At 56.4% G+C, this 19466-nt stretch carries 20 protein-coding genes; 14 read left to right on the forward strand and 6 right to left on the reverse strand.

The genetic code is table 11. From position 1 onward, the window contains the following. Window positions 1-113: 113 nt before the first annotated feature. The 7 genes from ABLU78_RS10850 to nqrM are packed head-to-tail and all read left to right on the forward strand — an operon-like array spanning window position 114 to window position 6177. Window positions 114-1460, forward strand: a complete 1347-nt coding sequence (locus tag ABLU78_RS10850) for a Na(+)-translocating NADH-quinone reductase subunit A (RefSeq protein WP_045388399.1) — start codon at window positions 114-116, stop codon at window positions 1458-1460. A gap of 3 nt (window positions 1461-1463) precedes the next feature. Beyond that, the gene (locus ABLU78_RS10855; RefSeq protein ID WP_042895755.1) at window positions 1464-2702 is read left to right on the forward strand and encodes an NADH:ubiquinone reductase (Na(+)-transporting) subunit B; all 1239 of its coding nucleotides are present in this window, start codon (window positions 1464-1466) and stop codon (window positions 2700-2702) included. After that, on the forward strand, window positions 2695-3489 hold the full coding sequence (locus ABLU78_RS10860) for a Na(+)-translocating NADH-quinone reductase subunit C (RefSeq protein WP_015704472.1): 795 nt from the start codon (window positions 2695-2697) through the stop codon (window positions 3487-3489). Before ABLU78_RS10855 ends, ABLU78_RS10860 begins: the two co-directional genes overlap by 8 nt. Then, complete coding sequence (locus ABLU78_RS10865) at window positions 3482-4120, forward strand: NADH:ubiquinone reductase (Na(+)-transporting) subunit D (protein WP_002889716.1); 639 nt, start codon at window positions 3482-3484, stop codon at window positions 4118-4120. The genes ABLU78_RS10860 and ABLU78_RS10865 overlap by 8 nt, the downstream gene beginning before the upstream one ends. Window positions 4121-4126: 6 nt before the next feature. Beyond that, a complete protein-coding gene (gene nqrE, locus ABLU78_RS10870; protein ID WP_015368115.1) occupies window positions 4127-4723 on the forward strand; it encodes an NADH:ubiquinone reductase (Na(+)-transporting) subunit E in 597 nt (198 codons plus the stop codon). Window positions 4724-4735: 12 nt separating this feature from the next. Further along, on the forward strand, window positions 4736-5959 hold the full coding sequence (gene nqrF / locus ABLU78_RS10875) for an NADH:ubiquinone reductase (Na(+)-transporting) subunit F (RefSeq protein WP_015368114.1): 1224 nt from the start codon (window positions 4736-4738) through the stop codon (window positions 5957-5959). A 2-nt stretch (window positions 5960-5961) separates the two neighbouring features. Continuing rightward, entirely contained in the window at window positions 5962-6177 is a 216-nt protein-coding gene (gene nqrM, locus ABLU78_RS10880; protein WP_015368113.1) for a (Na+)-NQR maturation NqrM, read from the forward strand. A 56-nt stretch (window positions 6178-6233) separates the two neighbouring features. Here the strand turns inward: nqrM and ABLU78_RS10885 are convergent, their stop codons facing one another. After that, a complete protein-coding gene (locus tag ABLU78_RS10885) occupies window positions 6234-7094 on the reverse strand; it encodes a glycerophosphodiester phosphodiesterase family protein (protein ID WP_045388405.1) in 861 nt (286 codons plus the stop codon). 159 nt (window positions 7095-7253) lie between these two features. On the opposite strand from ABLU78_RS10885, the gene dinB reads away from it, so the two are divergent. Both dinB and ABLU78_RS10895 read left to right on the forward strand, forming a co-directional pair. Continuing rightward, entirely contained in the window at window positions 7254-8309 is a 1056-nt protein-coding gene (dinB, locus tag ABLU78_RS10890) for a DNA polymerase IV (RefSeq protein WP_015704475.1), read from the forward strand. Window positions 8310-8311: 2 nt separating this feature from the next. Further along, window positions 8312-8773, forward strand: a complete 462-nt coding sequence (locus tag ABLU78_RS10895; RefSeq protein WP_032712674.1) for a GNAT family N-acetyltransferase — start codon at window positions 8312-8314, stop codon at window positions 8771-8773. A gap of 205 nt (window positions 8774-8978) precedes the next feature. On the opposite strand, the gene pepD is transcribed toward ABLU78_RS10895, so the two are convergent. Continuing rightward, window positions 8979-10436, reverse strand: coding sequence for a cytosol nonspecific dipeptidase (gene pepD / locus ABLU78_RS10900; RefSeq protein WP_032712675.1), 1458 nt, complete (start codon window positions 10434-10436; stop codon window positions 8979-8981). A 257-nt stretch (window positions 10437-10693) separates the two neighbouring features. Between pepD and gpt the strand changes: the two genes are divergently transcribed. The 4 genes from gpt (at window position 10694) to ABLU78_RS10920 (ending at window position 15635) form a co-directional block, all read left to right on the forward strand. Continuing rightward, window positions 10694-11152, forward strand: a complete 459-nt coding sequence (gene gpt / locus ABLU78_RS10905; protein WP_002889733.1) for a xanthine phosphoribosyltransferase — start codon at window positions 10694-10696, stop codon at window positions 11150-11152. A 107-nt stretch (window positions 11153-11259) separates the two neighbouring features. Next, the gene (frsA, locus tag ABLU78_RS10910; RefSeq protein WP_015368041.1) at window positions 11260-12504 is read left to right on the forward strand and encodes an esterase FrsA; all 1245 of its coding nucleotides are present in this window, start codon (window positions 11260-11262) and stop codon (window positions 12502-12504) included. Between the two features lie 57 nt (window positions 12505-12561). Further along, complete coding sequence (gene crl, locus ABLU78_RS10915) at window positions 12562-12960, forward strand: sigma factor-binding protein Crl (protein WP_015368042.1); 399 nt, start codon at window positions 12562-12564, stop codon at window positions 12958-12960. 410 nt (window positions 12961-13370) lie between these two features. Continuing rightward, window positions 13371-15635: an FdhF/YdeP family oxidoreductase gene (locus ABLU78_RS10920; RefSeq protein ID WP_048228395.1), complete on the forward strand. Its 2265-nt coding sequence runs from the start codon at window positions 13371-13373 to the stop codon at window positions 15633-15635. Window positions 15636-15712: 77 nt separating this feature from the next. Here ABLU78_RS10920 and ABLU78_RS10925 read toward each other — a convergent pair whose 3' ends face one another. The 4 genes from ABLU78_RS10925 to ABLU78_RS10940 all read right to left on the reverse strand — a co-directional run bounded on the left by ABLU78_RS10925 (window position 15713) and on the right by ABLU78_RS10940 (window position 18384). Next, window positions 15713-15925: a DUF1471 domain-containing protein gene (locus ABLU78_RS10925; protein WP_045388411.1), complete on the reverse strand. Its 213-nt coding sequence runs from the start codon at window positions 15923-15925 to the stop codon at window positions 15713-15715. A 157-nt stretch (window positions 15926-16082) separates the two neighbouring features. Continuing rightward, a complete protein-coding gene (locus ABLU78_RS10930) occupies window positions 16083-16499 on the reverse strand; it encodes an SRPBCC family protein (protein ID WP_047042456.1) in 417 nt (138 codons plus the stop codon). A gap of 32 nt (window positions 16500-16531) precedes the next feature. Continuing rightward, on the reverse strand, window positions 16532-17329 hold the full coding sequence (locus ABLU78_RS10935; RefSeq protein WP_015704492.1) for an SDR family oxidoreductase: 798 nt from the start codon (window positions 17327-17329) through the stop codon (window positions 16532-16534). A 44-nt stretch (window positions 17330-17373) separates the two neighbouring features. Continuing rightward, a complete protein-coding gene (locus tag ABLU78_RS10940) occupies window positions 17374-18384 on the reverse strand; it encodes an aldo/keto reductase (RefSeq protein WP_015704493.1) in 1011 nt (336 codons plus the stop codon). Window positions 18385-18533: 149 nt separating this feature from the next. Between ABLU78_RS10940 and ABLU78_RS10945 the strand changes: the two genes are divergently transcribed. Next, a complete protein-coding gene (locus ABLU78_RS10945) occupies window positions 18534-19427 on the forward strand; it encodes a LysR substrate-binding domain-containing protein (protein ID WP_048228397.1) in 894 nt (297 codons plus the stop codon). Window positions 19428-19466: the final 39 nt, after the last annotated feature.

Below are 19466 nucleotides of genomic sequence, written 5' to 3' on the forward strand. Positions count from 1 at the left end.
TCTCCCGTCTTGTGCCCCCGTGGCACCGCTATTCCTTTCTTATTCTGATATTCCATCAATAATGCTGGCCTCGGCTTGAGCCGGGGTTTAGGTTACGGATACCTGCTAACGATATGATTAAAATCACGAAAGGGCTGGATTTGCCCATAGCTGGCATGCCATTACAGCAGATCTCGCCCCGGCCTGCGGTGAAACGCGTCGCGCTGCTCGGCGAGGAGTACGTCGGCATGCGCCCCTCGATGGCCGTGAGCGAAGGCGATCGGGTGCAAAAAGGCCAGGTGCTGTTCGAAGATAAAAAGAACGCCGGGGTACGTTTTACCGCGCCAGCCAGTGGGGTGGTCAGCGCCATTCATCGCGGCGAGCGCCGGGTGCTGCAATCGGTGGTGATTGATATCGACGGCAGCAATGAGGCGGTGTCGTTTACCCGCTATGCATTAGAAGATCTTAACGATTTGCCACGGGAAGCGGTGCAGCAACAGCTGCTGGAATCCGGGCAGTGGACGGCGTTTCGTACCCGTCCTTTCAGCAAAATTCCCGCGCCGGGTAGCGTTCCGGCGGCTATTTTCGTCACTGCTATCGATACCAACCCGCTGGCGGCTGAACCGCAGCCGATTATCCTGGCCCAGCGTGAAGCCTTTGATGCCGGTCTGACGGTGCTAACGCACCTGACGGACGGTAAAGTCCACGTCTGTCAGGCCAGCGGCGGCAAGCTGGGCGGCCATCCCGCCGGGCAGGTGACATTCAACCAGTTTAGTGGCCCGCATCCGGCAGGGCTTGCCGGTACGCACATTCACTTCCTTGAGCCGGTCAGCCTGACCAAACAGGTCTGGCATCTCAACTATCAGGAGGTCATCGCCATCGGCAGACTGTTCCTCGACGGCGAGCTGTACAGCGAACGCGTCATTGCCCTTGGCGGCCCGCAGGTAAAACAGCCGCGGCTGCTGCAAACCTGTCTTGGCGCCAGCCTCGATGAACTGCTGGCGGGCGAGCTGGTGGATGATGAAAACCGGGTAATTTCCGGTTCAGTCTTGAGCGGCACTCACGCCTGCGGCCCTCACGCCTTCCTCGGGCGCTACCATTTGCAGGTCAGCGTCGTCAGAGAAGGCCGCGAAAAAGAGCTATTTGGCTGGGTGATGCCGGGCAAAGAGAAGTTCTCGATTACCCGTACCACCCTTGGTCATTTCTTTAAGCGCAAGCGCTTTAATTTCTCCACTGATACTAACGGCGGCGAGCGGGCGATGGTGCCGATCGGCAACTATGAGCGGGTGATGCCGCTGGATATTCTGCCGACCATATTGCTGCGCGATCTGCTTGCCGGCGATAGCGATAGCGCCCAGGCGCTGGGCTGTCTGGAGCTGGATGAAGAAGATCTGGCGCTCTGCACCTACGTTTGTCCGGGCAAATATGAATACGGCCCGGCGCTGCGCAGCGTGTTAACCCAGATTGAGCAGGAAGGATAAGAGATGGGCTTAAAGCACCTGATTGAGAAACTTGAGCCGCATTTCACGCACGGCGGCAAGTTAGCAAAATATTACCCGCTGTATGAAGCGGCGGCGACGATCTTCTACACCCCGGGTTTAGTCACCCGCGGCGCGGCGCACGTACGTGACGCCATCGACCTCAAGCGGATGATGATCCTCGTCTGGTTTGCGGTGTTCCCGGCGATGTTCTGGGGCATGTATAACGTCGGCTTGCAGACGATTCCGGCGTTGCACAAGCTATACGGCGCCGAACAGTTACAGCAGGTAATAGCCAACAACTGGCACTATAGCGTTGCCCAGTGGTTAGGGGTGAGCTTCAACGCCGATGCCGGGTGGCTCAGCATGATGACGCTGGGGGCGGTATTTTTCCTGCCTATCTACCTGACCGTATTCATCGTCGGCGGTTTTTGGGAAGTGCTGTTCGCGATTGTGCGCAAACATGAGATCAACGAAGGCTTTTTCGTTACCTCGATTCTCTTCGCGCTGATTGTGCCGCCAACGATGCCGCTATGGCAGGCGGCGCTGGGGATCTCCTTCGGCGTGGTGATTGCCAAAGAAATTTTCGGCGGCACCGGGCGCAATTTCCTCAACCCGGCGCTGGCGGGGCGCGCGTTTCTGTTCTTTGCCTACCCGGCGCAGATTTCTGGCGACCTGGTATGGACGGCGGCGGACGGTTTTTCCGGCGCGACGCCGCTCTCCCAGTGGGCCAGCGGCGGCGGTGAAGCGCTGGTTAACGTCGCCACCGGCATCCCGGTGAGCTGGATGGACGCCTTCCTTGGCAATATTCCCGGCTCGATTGGCGAAGTGTCGACGCTGATGATCCTCATCGGCGGCGCGTTCATTATCTTTGCCCGTATCGCCTCCTGGCGCATCGTCGCCGGGGTGATGGTCGGTATGATCGCCACCGCCACGCTGTTTAATTTCATCGGTTCCGATACCAACCCCATGTTCTCGATGCCGTGGTACTGGCATCTGGTGCTCGGCGGTTTCGCCTTCGGCATGATGTTTATGGCGACTGACCCGGTATCGGCTTCCTTTACCGATAAAGGTAAATGGAGCTACGGCCTGCTGATTGGCGTGATGTGCGTGCTGATTCGCGTCGTCAACCCGGCCTATCCGGAAGGGATGATGTTGGCGATTCTGTTCGCCAACCTCTTTGCGCCGCTGTTCGATTACCTGGTGGTGCAGGCCAATATCAAGCGGAGGAAGTCGCGTGGCTGAGAAGAAAAGTAACGATAGCATCGGCAAAACGCTGCTGGTGGTGCTGGTGCTTTGTCTGGTGTGCTCCATTGTGGTTGCTGGTTCCGCCGTGGGCCTCAAGTCGCGTCAGCAGGAACAACGCGCGCTGGATAAACAGCGCAATATCCTGGCCGTCGCCGGCCTGATGCAGCAGGGGATGGATGCTGACGCGGTGGCGGAAACCTTCGCCGCGCGCATTACCCCTCGGCTGGTCAATCTGGCGACCGGCGAACTGCTGGATAAAGACCCGGGCAAATTTAATCAGGCTCAGGCGCTGAAAGATCCGCAGCAGAGTATCGCGCTCGACGCCAGCCAGGATCCGGCCGGGATTAAACGCCGCAGCAACCTGGCGGAAATTTACCTGGTGCGTGACGCGCAGCAACAGATTCAGGAAGTCGTGCTGCCTATCTATGGCAATGGCCTGTGGTCAATGATGTACGCCTTCGTGGCGCTGGACGTCGATGGGCGTACGGTGAAAGGCATTACTTACTACGATCAGGGCGAAACGCCGGGGTTGGGCGGCGAGGTGGAAAACCCGAACTGGCGTCAGCAGTTTGTCGGTAAGCAGGTGCTGGATGACAACGGCATGCCGTCGTTGAAGGTGGTAAAAGGCGGCGCGCGCGCAGGCGATCTCCACGCGGTTGACGGTTTATCCGGCGCCACGCTGACGTCAAACGGCGTGCAGCATAGCTTTGATTTCTGGATGGGCGAACTGGGCTTTGGTCCGTTCCTGAAAAAGGTTCGTGAGGGAGAGCTGAATAATGGCTGAACAGAGCGATATGAAAGAGGTGAAGCGCGTGCTGGTGGGGCCGCTTATCGCCAATAACCCCATCGCCCTGCAGGTGCTCGGCGTCTGCTCCGCGCTGGCGGTGACCACCAAACTGGAAACCGCCTTCGTGATGACCATTGCGGTGACGCTGGTAACGGCGTTCTCCAGCATGTTTATCTCTATGATTCGCCACCATATTCCCAATAGCGTGCGCATCATCGTGCAGATGGCGATCATCGCCTCGTTGGTTATCGTGGTGGATCAGCTGCTGCGGGCTTTCGCCTATGAGACCTCTAAGCAGCTGTCGGTGTTCGTCGGGCTTATCATCACGAACTGTATCGTGATGGGGCGTGCCGAAGCTTATGCCATGAAATCGCCGCCGCTGGCCAGCTTTATGGATGGTATCGGTAACGGTCTCGGTTACGGCGCGATCCTGATTATCGTCGGTTTCCTGCGCGAGCTTATCGGCAGCGGTAAGCTGTTCGGTATCACCGTACTGGAAACGGTGCAGAACGGCGGCTGGTATCAGCCGAACGGCCTGTTCCTGCTGGCGCCGAGCGCGTTCTTCATTATCGGTTTGCTGATTTGGGCCCTGCGTAGCTGGAAGCCTGAACAGCAGGAAAAGGAGTAACCGATCATGGCTCATTACATTAGCCTGTTTGTCCGCGCGGTGTTTGTTGAGAACATGGCGCTGGCGTTCTTCCTCGGGATGTGTACCTTCCTCGCGGTGTCGAAAAAGGTCTCCACCGCGTTTGGCCTCGGCGTTGCGGTCACGGTGGTGCTGGGTCTTGCCGTACCGATCAACAACCTGGTCTATAACCTGGTGCTGCGCGACGGCGCATTGATGGAAGGCGTAGACCTCAGCTTCCTTAACTTCATCACCTTTATCGGGGTGATTGCGGCGCTGGTGCAAATACTTGAGATGATCCTCGATAAGTACTTCCCGGCACTCTATAACGCGTTAGGGATCTTCCTGCCGCTTATCGCCGTTAACTGCGCTATTTTCGGCGGCGTGTCGTTTATGGTGCAGCGCGATTACAACTTCCCGGAATCGATTGTTTACGGCTTTGGTTCCGGCATCGGCTGGATGCTGGCGATTGTCGCGATGGCGGGGATCCGCGAAAAAATGAAGTACGCCAACGTGCCCGCCGGTCTGCGCGGGTTAGGGATCACCTTTATCACCACCGGACTGATGGCGCTCGGCTTTATGTCATTCTCCGGTGTGCAGCTATAAGGGCGGAAAAGTATGGAAATTATTCTTGGCGTGGTGATGTTCACGCTGATCGTGCTGGTCCTGTCGGGGCTTATTCTGGTGGCGCGCTCGAAGCTGGTGAACGCGGGCGACGTGGTTATTGAAATCAATAACGAAGCGGATAAACAGATCCGCACGCCGGCGGGCGACAAACTGCTGAACACGCTCTCCAGCAACGGTATCTTCGTCTCTTCCGCCTGCGGCGGCGGCGGCTCCTGCGGCCAGTGCCGGGTGACCATCAAAGAAGGCGGCGGCGATATTCTGCCGACAGAGCTTTCGCATATCACCAAACGCGAAGCCAAAGAAGGGTGCCGCCTGGCCTGCCAGGTGGCGGTGAAGCAGAATATGAAAATTGAGCTGCCGGAAGAGATTTTCGGCGTGAAAAAATGGGAGTGCGAGGTTATCTCTAATGATAACAAAGCGACCTTCATTAAAGAGCTCAAATTACGGGTGCCGGATGGTGAAGCGGTGCCGTTCCGCGCCGGCGGTTATATTCAGATCGAATGCCCGTCGCATAAAGTGGCCTATGCCGACTTTGATATTCCCGATGAATATCGCTCAGACTGGGACAAGTTCAACCTGTTCCGCTATGTCTCTGAGGTGAAAGAGCCGACCCTGCGCGCCTACTCGATGGCTAACTATCCGGAAGAGGAGGGCATCATTATGCTCAACGTGCGTATCGCCACGCCGCCGCCGAAGGTTCCGGATGCGCCGCCGGGGATTATGTCGTCCTATATCTGGTCGCTGAAGCCTGGCGATAAGGTGACGATTTCCGGGCCGTTTGGCGAGTTCTTTGCCAAAGAGACCGACGCCGAGATGGTGTTTATCGGCGGCGGAGCGGGCATGGCGCCGATGCGTTCACACATCTTTGACCAGCTTAAGCGCCTGCACAGCACGCGTAAAATCAGCTTCTGGTACGGCGCGCGTTCGCTGCGCGAAATGTTCTATGACGATGAGTTTGAACAGCTGGCGCGCGAAAACCCCAATTTTACCTTCCACGTCGCGCTCTCCGATCCGCTGCCGGAAGATAACTGGACCGGGCATACGGGCTTTATCCATAATGTTCTGTATGAAAACTATCTGCGCGACCATCCGGCGCCGGAAGATTGCGAGTTCTATATGTGCGGGCCGCCGGTGATGAACGCCGCTGTGATTAAAATGCTCAAAGATCTGGGCGTCGAAGATGAGAACATCATGCTCGATGACTTTGGAGGCTGATGATGTGGACGGTATTTGTCGCGACCTTTGTGATTTTTGCGCTGGTGATCCTCGGCATGTCCCTGGGCTACCTGGTGAAGCGTAAGAGTATTCAAGGCAGCTGCGGCGGGATCTCCTCGCTGGGGCTGGAGAAAGTCTGCGACTGTCCGGAACCGTGCGATGCGCGTAAGAAACGTCTCGCCCGCGAGGCGCAGCGCCAGCAGCAGCGCATTCTCTAATGCGCCGACGGCGCTACGCTTGCGTTTTTCAGGCCGCTTTCGCGGCCTTTTTTATCTTACTGCCAGTTTTTCGCCTGCGCCGGAGAATCCACCATCACGCCGTCGGCGCCTAATTCTTTCGCCGTTCGATAATTTTCCGCGCTATTGATGCCGAAGAAAATGATGTGGGCCTGGCCCTGCGAGCGGAAGCAATCCATCGCCTCTTTATCCCAGGTGAGCGTCGCCGGAGAAACGCCTTCACCAAGGGTAAACTTCTCGACTACCTCCACCTTGCGCTTTAGTTCCAGCCCGTACCACTTATCGCCGTCGCGCTGGCTGTCTTGCTGGCACTGGTGGCTGAGCGAAACGTTTGCAAGCCTGGTTCGGGTTTCGCTGCGGCTAACAAAGCGGGGGATCGGTTGCGGCAGAGCGGCGATATAGCGGTCTTCGGTGGAATAAACCCGTACCCGGTCGAGGCTATGGGTATTTTTTAACACCTCCAGCAGGCGTTCGCCCATCACTGCCGGATCGGCATCCGGTGATTTTATATCGATGTAGAAGAAGGTCTGCGGCCACTGCTGCAGCACGCTTTGTAAGGTCGGGATCGTGGCCTGCTTGCCGCGCCACGGATGGTTGTCATCGCCCCATTTCCAGCCGGCATCGACTTTTGCCAGCTCGGCGGCGGTTAAGCTTGAGACCTTGCCCTCGGCGTTGGTCAGGGCGGAGAGATCGCTTGAGCGATAGAGTACCGGTACGCCATCGCGGCTTAGCTGTACCGTGACCCAGATGGCCTGCGCGTGGTTTTCCAGCGCCAGTTTGATGGCCGGTAGGGTGTTTTCCGGCGCATCGCCGGTACCGCCGCGGTGGGCAATCAGCTGCGGATTGGCGAAAACGCTGCCGGTCGCCAGCAGACAGAGTACCGTGAGTATTTTCTTCATGATTGTATCTTCCTGATTCATTATTTAAATGTATGAAAATAAAGGTGATTTGTTTCACTTTTATGTTGTAACAGCTTTTTTGGCGGTTGAATTAAAAAAAGAATAAAATTTGCGTGTAGTTTTGCTATGCTGTATGGGTATACAGTGTTGGGCAAGGCGATGCGTAAAATTATCCATGTCGATATGGACTGCTTCTTCGCAGCGGTGGAAATGCGTGACAACCCGGCGTTGCGCGATATCCCCATTGCAATCGGCGGCAGTCGGGTACAACGTGGCGTGATTAGTACCGCGAACTATCCTGCGCGTAAGTTTGGCGTGCGCAGCGCGATGCCGACGGCGACGGCGCTTAAACTGTGTCCGCACCTCACGCTGCTGCCGGGGCGCTTTGATGCCTACAAAGAAGCCTCGAACCACATCCGCGAAATTTTCTCCCGCTATACCTCGTTAATCGAGCCGCTGTCGCTGGATGAAGCCTACCTTGACGTGAGCGACAGCGTACACTGCCACGGCTCTGCCACGCTGATGGCCCAGGAGATCCGCCAGACCATCGAGCGTGAACTGAATCTCACCGCTTCAGCGGGCGTGGCGCCGGTAAAATTCCTCGCTAAAATTGCCTCAGATATGAACAAGCCGAATGGCCAGTTCGTCATTGCCCCGCATCAGGTGGCGGAGTTTGTGCGCTCTCTGCCGCTGGCGAAAATTCCCGGCGTCGGGAAGGTGTCGGCGGCGAAGCTGGAAAATATGGGGCTGCGTACCTGTGGCGACGTGCAAAACAGCGATCTGGCGATGCTGCTTAAACGTTTTGGTAAGTTTGGCCGTATCCTGTGGGAGCGCAGCCACGGCATTGACGAGCGAGAAATCCATAACGATCGTCAGCGTAAATCGGTCGGCGTCGAGCGCACTCTGGCGGAAGATATTCACGAGTGGTCAGACTGCGAAGCGATTATCGAAAATCTCTATCCCGAGCTGGAACGCCGTCTGGCGAAGGTAAAACCGGATCTACTGATCGCGCGTCAGGGCATCAAACTGAAGTTTAACGATTTCCAGCTCACTACTCAGGAGCACGTCTGGCCGCGGTTAAACAAAGAGGATTTAATCGCGACCGCGCGCAACGCCTGGCTTGAGCGTCGGGGCAGCCGCGGCGTGCGGCTGGTGGGGTTACACGTGACGCTGCTCGACCCACAGCTCGAACGACAACTGGTACTTGGACTATAACGATGTTAACGATCAGGGCGTATTTAGAAGATGATTTTCCGGCGCTATGCGCCATTTTTTTGCGTGCGGTTAAAGAGACCGCCAGCCGGGATTATTCTCCCGCGCAAATTGCCGCCTGGGCGCAGGTTGATGAATCCCGCTGGCGGCAGAAATTTGCGCATTCGCAAGTGCTGGTTGCGGTTATTGATAATCAGCCGGTTGGATTTATCACTGTTGTTAATGATTATATCGACCTCTTTTTCGTCTCGCCGGATTATACCCGTCGTGGAATCGGTCATGCGCTCATCGGGGCGGTCTGCGCCAGCCTTCCGGGAAAGATATTGTCGGTTGATGCGAGCATAACGGCACGATCCAGTTTTCTTCGTCAGGGGTTTTGTGTCGTTGCTGAGCAGCGAGTTGAATCGCGTGGGGAGTGGTTCACCAACTATCGAATGGAAAAACGCGGTTCGGGGAAGGCTGAATAGATACTGTTATCGGTTTGCGACTTTTTTAGCTTGAGAAAAGCCTTTATCTCATAACGCTAAGAGTCTGTTGCGGTCCAGTCGCCGCCAGGGATTTTCCCGGAGACTACCAAACTGCACATTACTGTAGCCCCGGTAAGCGGTAGCGCCACCGGGGATTTTGAGGCGGCGTGGTGAACAAATTAACGGTAGGCCGCCGGTGTATGGCTTACTTCGCCGGAATGGCTTTCAGCAGCTCGGTCAGCAGCGTCCAGTACTGGCCGACGCTCTCGATATGAACCTGCTCATCCGGAGAGTGCGGGCCGGTAATGGTTGGGCCGATGGAGACCATGTCCATGTCCGGATACGGTTTTTTGAACAGACCGCATTCCAGACCAGCATGGATAATCTGGATGTTCGGCGTCTTGTTGAACAGACGCTGATAGGTCTCGCGCACCAGGTGCATAACCGGAGAGTTGGCATCCGGCTGCCAGCCTGGGTAAGCGCCTTTGGCTTCGGTTTTCGCCCCGGCCAGTTTGCCCAGCGAATCCAGCATGCTGACGACGTAGTCTTTACCGCTGTCGATCAGCGAGCGAATCAGGCAGTGGATCTGTACGTTGTCGTCGGTCATGGTGACAACACCGACGTTCAGCGAGGTTTCAACCACGCCTTTGGCGACGTCGGAGTTGCGGATCACGCCGTTCGGCGTCGCGTTCAGCAGGTGGATGAAACCGTCGCGGGAAGCCTTAGCCAGCGCCGCTTTGCCGTTATCGACCGCTTCCAGCAGCACCACCAGGTTCTTCTCTTTGGCCTCCAGCTCGTTTTTCAGCAGCGCCTGATAAGTACTCACCAGCGCTTTCAGCGCATCGGCTTTATCCGCAGCCACGGCGACGGTCGCGTATGCTTCACGCGGGATGGCGTTGCGCAATGTACCGCCGTTGAAATCGACCAGACGCAGATCCAGCTCATCGGCGTGGCCGGCGAGGAAGCGCGACAACAGCTTGTTGGCGTTGCCCAGACCAAGGTGAATGTCACCGCCGGAGTGTCCGCCTTTCAGCCCTTTCAAGGTCAGTTTAAAGCTCTGGAAACCGGCAGGAATCGCTTCGCGAGTCAGCGCCAGGTTAGAGGTGAAATCGATACCGCCGGCGCAACCCATGTAGATTTCGCCTTCTTCTTCCGAATCGGTATTGATCAGGATATCCGCCTGCAGCCAGTTAGCCTGCAGACCGAACGCGCCATCCATGCCGGCTTCTTCGGTCATGGTCAGCAGCACTTCCAGCGGGCCGTGGGCAACGCTATCGTCGGCCAGCACCGCCAGCGCGGAGGCCATACCGATGCCGTTATCCGCGCCCAGGGTGGTGCCCCGCGCTTTAACCCATTCGCCGTCGATGTACGGCTGAATCGGGTCTTTGGTGAAGTCGTGGACGGTATCGTTATTTTTCTGCGGCACCATATCGAGGTGCGCCTGCAGAACTACCGGCTTGCGGTTTTCCATACCGGCGGTCGCGCCTTTACGAATCAGAATGTTGCCAACCTGGTCGCGTTCCGCGTGTAAGCCTTTCTCTTTTGCCCAACCCATGATGTGCTCGGCGAGCTGTTCTTCGTGATAGGACGGGTGTGGGATGGAGCAAATTTTGGCAAAAATATCCCAAAGCGGTTGCGGGGATAATTGAGACAATTCAGACACGATGAGTCTCCTTACAGTCACCTGCAAAAGTCGTTTACAGGTCGAGGGTTAGCAATAAGATTCACTACAAGCTCGGGCTTGCGCGATGTGGTTGAGAATACCACTTTCCACGCGCTCTGCTAGTGTAAAGCACGCAAAAAGCGTTGCCGGAGGCGCTTAATACTGGTTTTTAGCGCGTCAGGTCTCTATAATCTCGCGCAACCATTTTCCCCCTCGAACAATATTTAAGCCGTTATACACAGGCTGGGACAATTCACATGAGCGAAAAATACGTCGTCACCTGGGACATGTTGCAGATTCACGCCCGCAAACTGGCAAGCCGTCTGCTGCCGGTTGAACAATGGAAAGGCATCATTGCCGTTAGCCGTGGCGGTCTGGTACCGGGAGCTTTACTGGCGCGTGAACTGGGTATTCGTCATGTTGATACCGTATGTATCTCTAGCTACGATCACGACAACCAGCGCGAACTGAAAGTACTGAAGCGCGCTGAAGGCGATGGCGAAGGTTTCATCGTTATTGATGACCTGGTCGATACCGGCGGCACCGCCGTCGCTATCCGCGAAATGTATCCTAAAGCGCACTTTGTCACCATTTTCGCTAAGCCGGCGGGCCGTCCGCTGGTTGATGATTATGTGGTTGATATCCCGCAGGATACCTGGATTGAACAGCCGTGGGATATGGGCGTCGTCTTCGTCCCGCCAATCGCTGGCCGTTAATTCCCGCCAATGGTGAATAATTACCACGCCCGGTTATGCCGGGCGTGGTTTTTTTTACCCTGACGCGGGTTACAATAGCGAAAGCAGCAACATGATGGAGGCGGCACATGTCACAGGCTAACCTTAGCGAAACGTTGTTTAAACCCCGATTCAAATATCCGGAAACCTCAACGCTGGTCCGTCGGTTTTCATCCGGCCAGCATCAGGGCATGCAGACCGCGCTGAGCGGTAATCACGTCGACCACTGGTATCGCTTAATCAATCGCCTGATGTGGATCTGGCGCGGCGTCTCGCCGCAGGAGATATGGGATGTCCAGGCGCGCATCGTGATGAGCGATGCCGAGCGCTCCGACCCGGAGCTCTACGATACGGTGATTGGCTATCGCGGCGGCAACTGGGTGTATGAGTGGACTAAACAAGCGATGATGTGGCAGCAAAAAGCGACTCAGGAAGCCGATCCTTTGCAGAGCGGTCGCCACTGGCTGCACGCCTCCAACCTCTATAGCATCGCCGCCTACCCGCATATCAAGGGCGATGGGCTGGCCGATCAGGCGCAGACGCTGGCCAATCGCGCCTATGAAGAGGCGGCGCAACGTCTGCCGGGCGAGCTGCGGGAACTGGAATTCGCTATCCCCGGCGGCGCCCCGGTGACGGGCTTCCTGCATATGCCGAAAGGCGAAGGCCCGTTTCCGACGGTGCTGATGTGCGGCGGTCTGGATTCGCTGCAAACCGATTATTACAGCCTGTATGAGAAGTATTTTGCCCCGCTGGGTATCGCCATGCTGACGCTCGACATGCCGTCCATCGGTTTCTCAACCAAGTGGACGTTGAGCCAGGACACCAGCATGCTACATCAGTACGTGCTACAGCATCTGCAGAATGTCCCCTGGGTTGACCATACCCGTGTGGCGGCATTTGGTTTCCGCTTCGGCGCCAATATTGCGGTTCGTCTGGGGTATCTGGAGTCGCAGCGGCTGAAGGCGGTAGCCTGTCTGGGGCCGGTGGTGCATAACCTGCTGGTGGATCCGCAGCTGATGGCGCGGGTGCCGGAGATGTTCCTCGATGTGCTGGCATCGCGTCTTGGCATGCACGATGCTTCCGACGAAGCGCTGCGCGTCGAACTTAACCGTTATTCATTAAAAACTCAGGGCTTGCTGGGCCGCCGTTGCCCTACGCCGATGCTCTCCGGCTACTGGAAAGATGATCCCTTTAGCCCCGAAGAGGAGTCGCGGTTAATCACCTCCTCCTCGGCGGATGGCAAGCTGCTGGAGATACCGTTTAAGCCGGTTTACCGTAATTTCGATCACGCATTGCGTCAGATTGCCCGCTGGATCAACCATAGATTTGGTTAATATATTGCTAAATTTTATTGGTTTGGTAAAACAGTTGCATCACTAAAGGAGATCGCAATGACGTTACCGAGTGGACACCTGAAAAGTAAGCTGATTAAAAAATTCACGGCGCTAGGCCCCTATATCCGTGAAGGGCAGTGTGAAGAGAACCGCTTTTTTTTCGACTGCCTGGCAGTTTGCGTCAACGTTAAACCAGCGCCGGAGAAGCGGGAATTCTGGGGCTGGTGGATGGAAATGGAAGCACAGGAATCTCGTTTCACTTATAGCTACCAGTTCGGCCTGTTTGATAAAGAGGGTGACTGGCAAGCGGTCGACATCGACGATCCCGAGGTTCGTGAAAGACTCGAAAAAACGCTGCGTGAGTTCCACGAGCGCGCTGCGGCGCTGCTGGCAACGTTCAATCTGAAACTCGAACCGGCTGACGATTTCAGCGAACCGGTTCGCCTGCGCGCGTAATTTCTCCCCGGTGCCTGTTGCCGCAGGCACCGTCCGATAAAAATCGATACCAATTGTAAATAACCGCCGCACCAATCCGCCTCTCGTTATACGAGGCGGCAATATAGTAGGTAGTTAAACGAAAATATTATTTACCCCTTCCTGGGGGGCTAATGCTGTGGTTTTACGTTCTGTTTACCATGTAATGATATTTGGGTGACATATTACAGCCTGAATCAATGCTTTAAATAAATATAACCATTTGTTTATTAATGGTTAATTCGTATTTTATTAATGCTGGACGCTATTCGAATTATAATTCTACTTCTTTTTTATTATTTATCCGCTTACCGTTACTCCATGGTGGGAATCAGCACATCAGAAACGCTGTGTTAATAAAGAGCGATTGAAAATAACGCTGATGTATTCTGATGACTAATAATACCCGAGGCCTGAAACAATACGCCGGAGCCGCCGGCGGATGGGGGGCCGTTAAAGCTTGTACCACCCACGTTTTGGGGCAAAAAACGCCGCTGCGCGATACCATCGCGCTATTTAAAATGAACCAGGTTAAAGGGTTTGACTGCCCTGGCTGCGCCTGGCCGGACCCGGAACACCGCTCGCCGATGGAGCTGTGCGAAAACGGCGTCAAGGCCGTGTCGTGGGAGACAACGTCAAAGAAAGCGACGCCTGAATTCTTTGCTCATCATACGCTTGCGGAACTGTGGCAGCGCAGTGATTATGAGCTGGAAAATTACGGTCGTCTCACTCATCCGATGAAGTACGACATCATCAGCGATACCTATCAACCGGTCGCCTGGGAACAGGCCTTTGCCGAAATCGGCGAGATCATGCGTGGTTTTGCGCCGGACGAGATGGAGTTTTATACCTCGGGGCGCACCTCCAACGAAGCGGCGTTTCTCTATCAACTGTATGCCCGGGAATATGGCAGCAACAATTTCCCTGACTGCTCCAACATGTGCCATAGTCCCACCGGCACGGGGCTGGGCTCGTCTATTGGTATTGGTAAAGGAACCGTTGAACTTAGCGATTTCGAGGCGGCCGATCTGGTGATTTGCGTGGGTCATAACCCCGGTACAAACCATCCGCGAATGCTCTCTACGCTACGGGAAGTGGCGCAGCGCGGCGGTAAAATCATCTCAGTTAATCCGCTACGCGAGCGTGGTCTGGAACGCTTTAGTTTTCCGCAGTCGCCGTCCGATATGTTGTTAGGTCAGCATACCGACCTTTCCAGCGACTATTTCCAGATCCGCGTTGGCGGCGACGCCTGGTTCTTCCGCGGGGCGATGAAAGCGCTGCTGGCCTTAGATGCGCAGCATCCGGTCATTCATCACGACTTTATTGCCGGGCACACTTCGGGCTATCCGGCGCTGTTGGCCGATCTTGAAGCGCTATCGTGGGACGATATCGAGCGCGGTGCGGGGGTTAAACGCGAAGTGGTCGAATACTTCGCCGGGATCTACAGCCGTCATCAGCGGGTGATCATTAGCTACGGTCTGGGTATCACTCAACATCGCAACGGCACGCAGAACGTACAACAACTGGTTAATCTACTGTTGATGCGCGGTAATATGGGGCGCAAAGGGGCGGGCATCTGTCCGTTGCGCGGTCACTCCAACGTGCAGGGCGACAGAAGCGTCGGCATTAACGAAGCCCCGAGTGAAGAGTTTAATCTGCGACTGGAGAGCTACTTTGGCATCAAGGCGCCGCGCCAGCATGGCCGTTCCTCGGTCGAAAGTATCAAAGCGATTGAGGATAAACGCGCGCGCGGGCTGATCTGCATGGGCGGTAATTTGGCGGTAGCGATGCCGGATCCGCTGCGTACGTTCCCGGCTATGCGCCGCCTGGAACTGCAGGTCCATATCGCCACCAAGCTGAATCGCTCGCATCTGTTGGCGGGCAAAGATACCTTTTTATTCCCGGCGCTTGGCCGCAGCGAACGCGATCTGCAAATCTCGGGCGTACAGTCGATCACCGTCGAAGATTCAATGAGCATGGTACATGCCTCTACCGGTTCGCTGAAACCTGCTTCTCCGCATCTGCTTTCCGAACCGGCCATTGTCGCCGGACTGGCCCGCGCGACGCTGCCGGATAGCCCAGTCTCCTGGGAGCGGTTGGTGGGTGATTACCGTCTGATCCGTGACGCGATTGAAGCGGTGATCCCGGAATTCCATCAGTTTAATGCGCGCATTGCCGCGCCGGGCGGCTTCCGCCTTGATAACCCGGCTTCGCGTGGCGAATACCGTACCGAATCGGGTAAAGCGACGTTCCACGTCTGCAATCTGGCCGCCGTTGATGATGCGCTACCGGTGGATAGTCTGGTATTGACTACCATCCGCAGCCACGATCAATACAACACCACCATCTACGGCATGGATGACCGCTATCGCGGCGTAACCGGCCGTCGCGATATTATCTTCCTCAGTGAGGAAGAGGCGCGTAAGCGTCAGTTGAGGCAGGGGGATCGGGTCAATATCATGGCGCTGGATGCGCGGGGCGAACCGGACGGCGAGAAAGCGCTGTTGAATCAGACGGTGTTTATCGTACCGATGGCGGCGTCGTCGATTGCCGCTTATCTACCGGAGGCCAATATTTTGCTGTCGTTGGATGCGGTCGATAAAGAGAGCCTGACGCCGGCTTATAAGAGCGCACCGGTACTTATAATCCGGGCGTGAGGAATAACGGAGCCGAAAGTTGGCCCCGGTTCTGGGATATCATTTTTTATGAATTCCTGCCAGGAATACAGAAGTAATTACTTATCTAACACAGCGCTCATCGTCACTTTATTCCCCATATGGGCGCTGGTGATTTTATAATCAGTCGCATTCAGCTCTTTCGCTTTTTTGGCAATCACCGCTTCAGCGGAGTCAAGGGTATTACCGGTTGCAGTCACGCTATGCGCGGAAGCGGTAAAGGCAAAAAGTGAAAGAGCGGCTGCGGAAAAAATAGTCGATACGGTTTTCATGTTCATAATCCTGGTAAGTTGTTTCGTTAACGTTGCCCGTTGCAACGTGATGGCGTAAAGGATATGTCCCGCCCGTTGTCTGAAAAAGAGGGCAACGGGCAATAGACTTTTCTTCTTTTGTTCATAAAAGGAATGGCCAGGCCATTCCTGGCAACAATCAGGCGCTAAAGTTATTTTTCAACGCCTGCAGGCCGTCGCGATAAATACCGCTGAACAGCGCTTCGGCATCCGCGTCGCTGACGTTAACCGGCGTGAAACTGCCGGACCACTCAACGCGGGTGATATTGCTATCGGCAGTTGCCACTACCGCGATAGTGGAGAGGTAATCCACGACCGGGAACGGCGCCTGGATGATCGAGTAGCTATAGCTGCGCTGGCGGTTATCAAACGCTTCCAGACGTTCAATGACCGTGCCGCCATCGGATGTGGCCAGCGTACGCACGCGTCCCCCTTCGCTCACCACGCTTTTCGGGATGAACGGCAGCCAGTCGGGCAGCGAGTCAAAGCCGCCCATCAGTTGCCAAACCTGGTCGACAGAAGCCGGGATTTCGATAGATACAGTGGTAGTAGCCATTTTATTTCTCTCTTTATTTCAGATAATTAGAATTACATTGCCAGGGTGTCGACGACGCCGCCATCGACGCGCAGCGCCGCGCCAGTGGTGGCCGACGAGAGCGGCGAGGCGAGATATACCGCCAGGTTCGCCACTTCGTCGACGTCCGCCGCCCGCTGGATAATCGAGCTTGGGCGTGCGGTCTTCACAAATTCATCAGCCTGCTCACGCGGGCTGCGGCCAGATTGCGTAGCGGCTTCCGCCAGCATCTCCTGCAAACCTTCAGTGAAGGTGGGGCCAGGTAGAATGGCGTTAACGGTGACGCCGGTACCGGCGAGCCGTTTCGCCAGTCCGTGGGAGACCGCGAGGTTGGCGCTTTTGGTCACGCCGTAGTTGATCATGTCGGCAGGAATCGCGACGCCGGATTCCGAGGAGACGAAAATAATGCGTCCCCAGCCGTTATCGATCATCCCCTGCGCGTAGTGGCGCGACAGGCGCACGCCGGAAAGCACGTTGACGTTATAAAAGTGCAGCCACTCGCTATCCGGCACGCTAAAGAAATCTTTATCGTTAAAGATGCCGAGGTTGTTAACCACCACATCAGCATGCGGCTCGGCGGCGAGTAGCGCGCTGACGCCTTCTTCAGTGCTGAGGTCGGCGACCACCCCGCGCAGCTGCGCATCGGGGTATTCGGCATTAATCGCCGCTATGGCGGTATCAACACCGCGCCGTTGACGGCCGACGATGACCACGGTCGCGCCCGCCCTGGCAAGGCCTTTAGCGATGCCCAGTCCGATGCCGGAAGTGGAGCCGCTCACCACGGCGACTTTATGGGTTAGATCCAGTTTCATGTTGTCTCTCTTGTTTTAAGAGGGGCCCTGCGGCCCCGCTAAAATTAACGAATCGGCAGCGGCGCGTTATCAGCCACCAGATTCTGGCTGCGCATCTCATCCCAGAAAGCGGCTGGGATGGTCGCTTTCAGCGCGGCCAGATCTTCCGCCATACGGCCCGGACGGCTGGAGCCTGGGATTACGGCGGCCACCGCCGGATGAGCCAGGGCAAACTGCAGCGCAGCGGCTTTCACATCCACCTGATGACGGGCGGCAATGGCCTTGATCTGCGCCACCTGCTGGTGGATCGCCGCAGAGGCTTTCTGGTATTCGAAGTGTTCACCGCCGGCGAGAACGCCCGAGCTGTAAGGGCCGCCGACGACAATATCGACATTCTGTTCCAGCGCTTCCGGCATCAGGCGCTGCAGGGCGCGTTTGTGGTCCAGCAGCGAGTAGCGGCCAGCCAGCAGGAACGCATCCGGCTTCGGCTCGTCGAGCGCTAAGGTCAATTCGCAAGGTTCGACGCGGTTCACGCCCAGCCCCCATGCCTTTATTACGCCTTCTTCACGCAGGCGGGTCAGCGCGCGGAAGGCGCCGGTACGGGCGATGTTGAACTGCTCCAGCCAGCTGTCGCCGTAGAAATCTTGCGCCGGATCGTGGATCCATACGATGTCGAGATGGTCGGTTTTCAGCCGTTTTAAACTGTCTTCAATAGAACGCAGGGTGGCGTCGGCCGAGTAGTCGTTGAGGATTTTGTTCTTCAGGCCGTATTCGAAAAGACCGCCTTTCTCACCAAAATCACGCGTCGCCGGGTCTTCCATTTCATCAAGCATGATGCGGCCGACTTTGCTGCTCAGAACGAACTGGTCTCGAGGGTATTGCGAGAGCGCTTCGCCCATCCGGATTTCAGAAAGACCGGACCCGTACAGCGGTGCGGTATCGAAGTAACGAACGCCCAGATCCCAGGCGGCGGCGACGGTGGCGTGCGCCTCGTCTTCCGGGATGTTACGGAACATGTTACCCAGCGGCGCGCCGCCTAAACCAATGTTGCCTGGCAGAATATGTTTGATGCTCATCTAAGATGTCCTCGATATTGGGTTCCCGTCTGGGAAGGGTTCTGTGCGGGCGATTTGTGCTGTCGCCCTGTGACGGAGATCACAATACCTTGCGGTGTTATGACTTGATAGGACATAATTCGTCTGACTTAAGTCCTTTGAGGTCTCACATGATTGATTTACGCCAGTTGAAGTACTTTGTGGTGGTAGCGGAAGAGGAGCATGTTGGCCGTGCCGCCGAACGCTTACATATTTCACAGTCGCCGCTCAGCCGCCAGATAGCCCAGCTGGAGGAGCGCCTAGGGCTGATGCTGTTTGAACGTAACCAGCAGCGTATTCGCCTGACGGCGGACGGGCAGACGTTTCTGGCCGAAACGCGCTCGTTGCTGACCCACGCCAACCGTCTCGAATCATTAGGTAAACGGCTGGGGCGCGGCGAAGATGGCGGGTTGTGTATCGGTTATATCGAAAACGCCATGCACTCGGGCGTGCTTTCTACCGCGCTGCGCACCCTGCGAACGTCGCGCCAGGACGTGCATATTGCGCTGTATAGCCAGCCGCCCGCCACGCAGATTGAGGGCCTGCGCCAGCGCAGCCTGGACTTCTCGCTGGTGGACATGCCGCCTTCGGCGGGCGAACAGGATCTGGAGTATACCCAGGTGCTTGATGACCGGATGCTGCTGGCTTTGCCGCAGAACCATCCGCTGGCCGCGGCGGAAAACTTGCAGCCGGCGCAGCTGGCCGATCAGCAGTGGATCGCGGTTATCCATAACGACGATGCCCATTCGCGCGATGATTTTGTCGCCGCCTGCGTACGTGCGGGCTTTAATCCGGATATTCGTCTGGAAGCCGGAGAGCCATTAACTGCCCTGGGGCTGGTGGCGGCGGGACTGGGCGTGGCGCTGATCCAGCACAGCCTGCGGCATAACGCCCCTGAGGGGGTCGTGCTGCGGGAAATTCCGTGGATGAGCTATTCGACCCAGCTGTGGGCGGTATGGCACAAAGCCAACCAGCGCCCGCTGGTGATGCACTTTCGCGAGGTGCTACGCGGCGAGAATAATTAGGAATATTCCTGGAATAGGGCGCGGCGGCAAGAAAATCCG

The organism is Klebsiella sp. JN_Kp122 (genome assembly GCF_040062085.1).
GTDB lineage: Bacteria > Pseudomonadota > Gammaproteobacteria > Enterobacterales > Enterobacteriaceae > Klebsiella > Klebsiella aerogenes.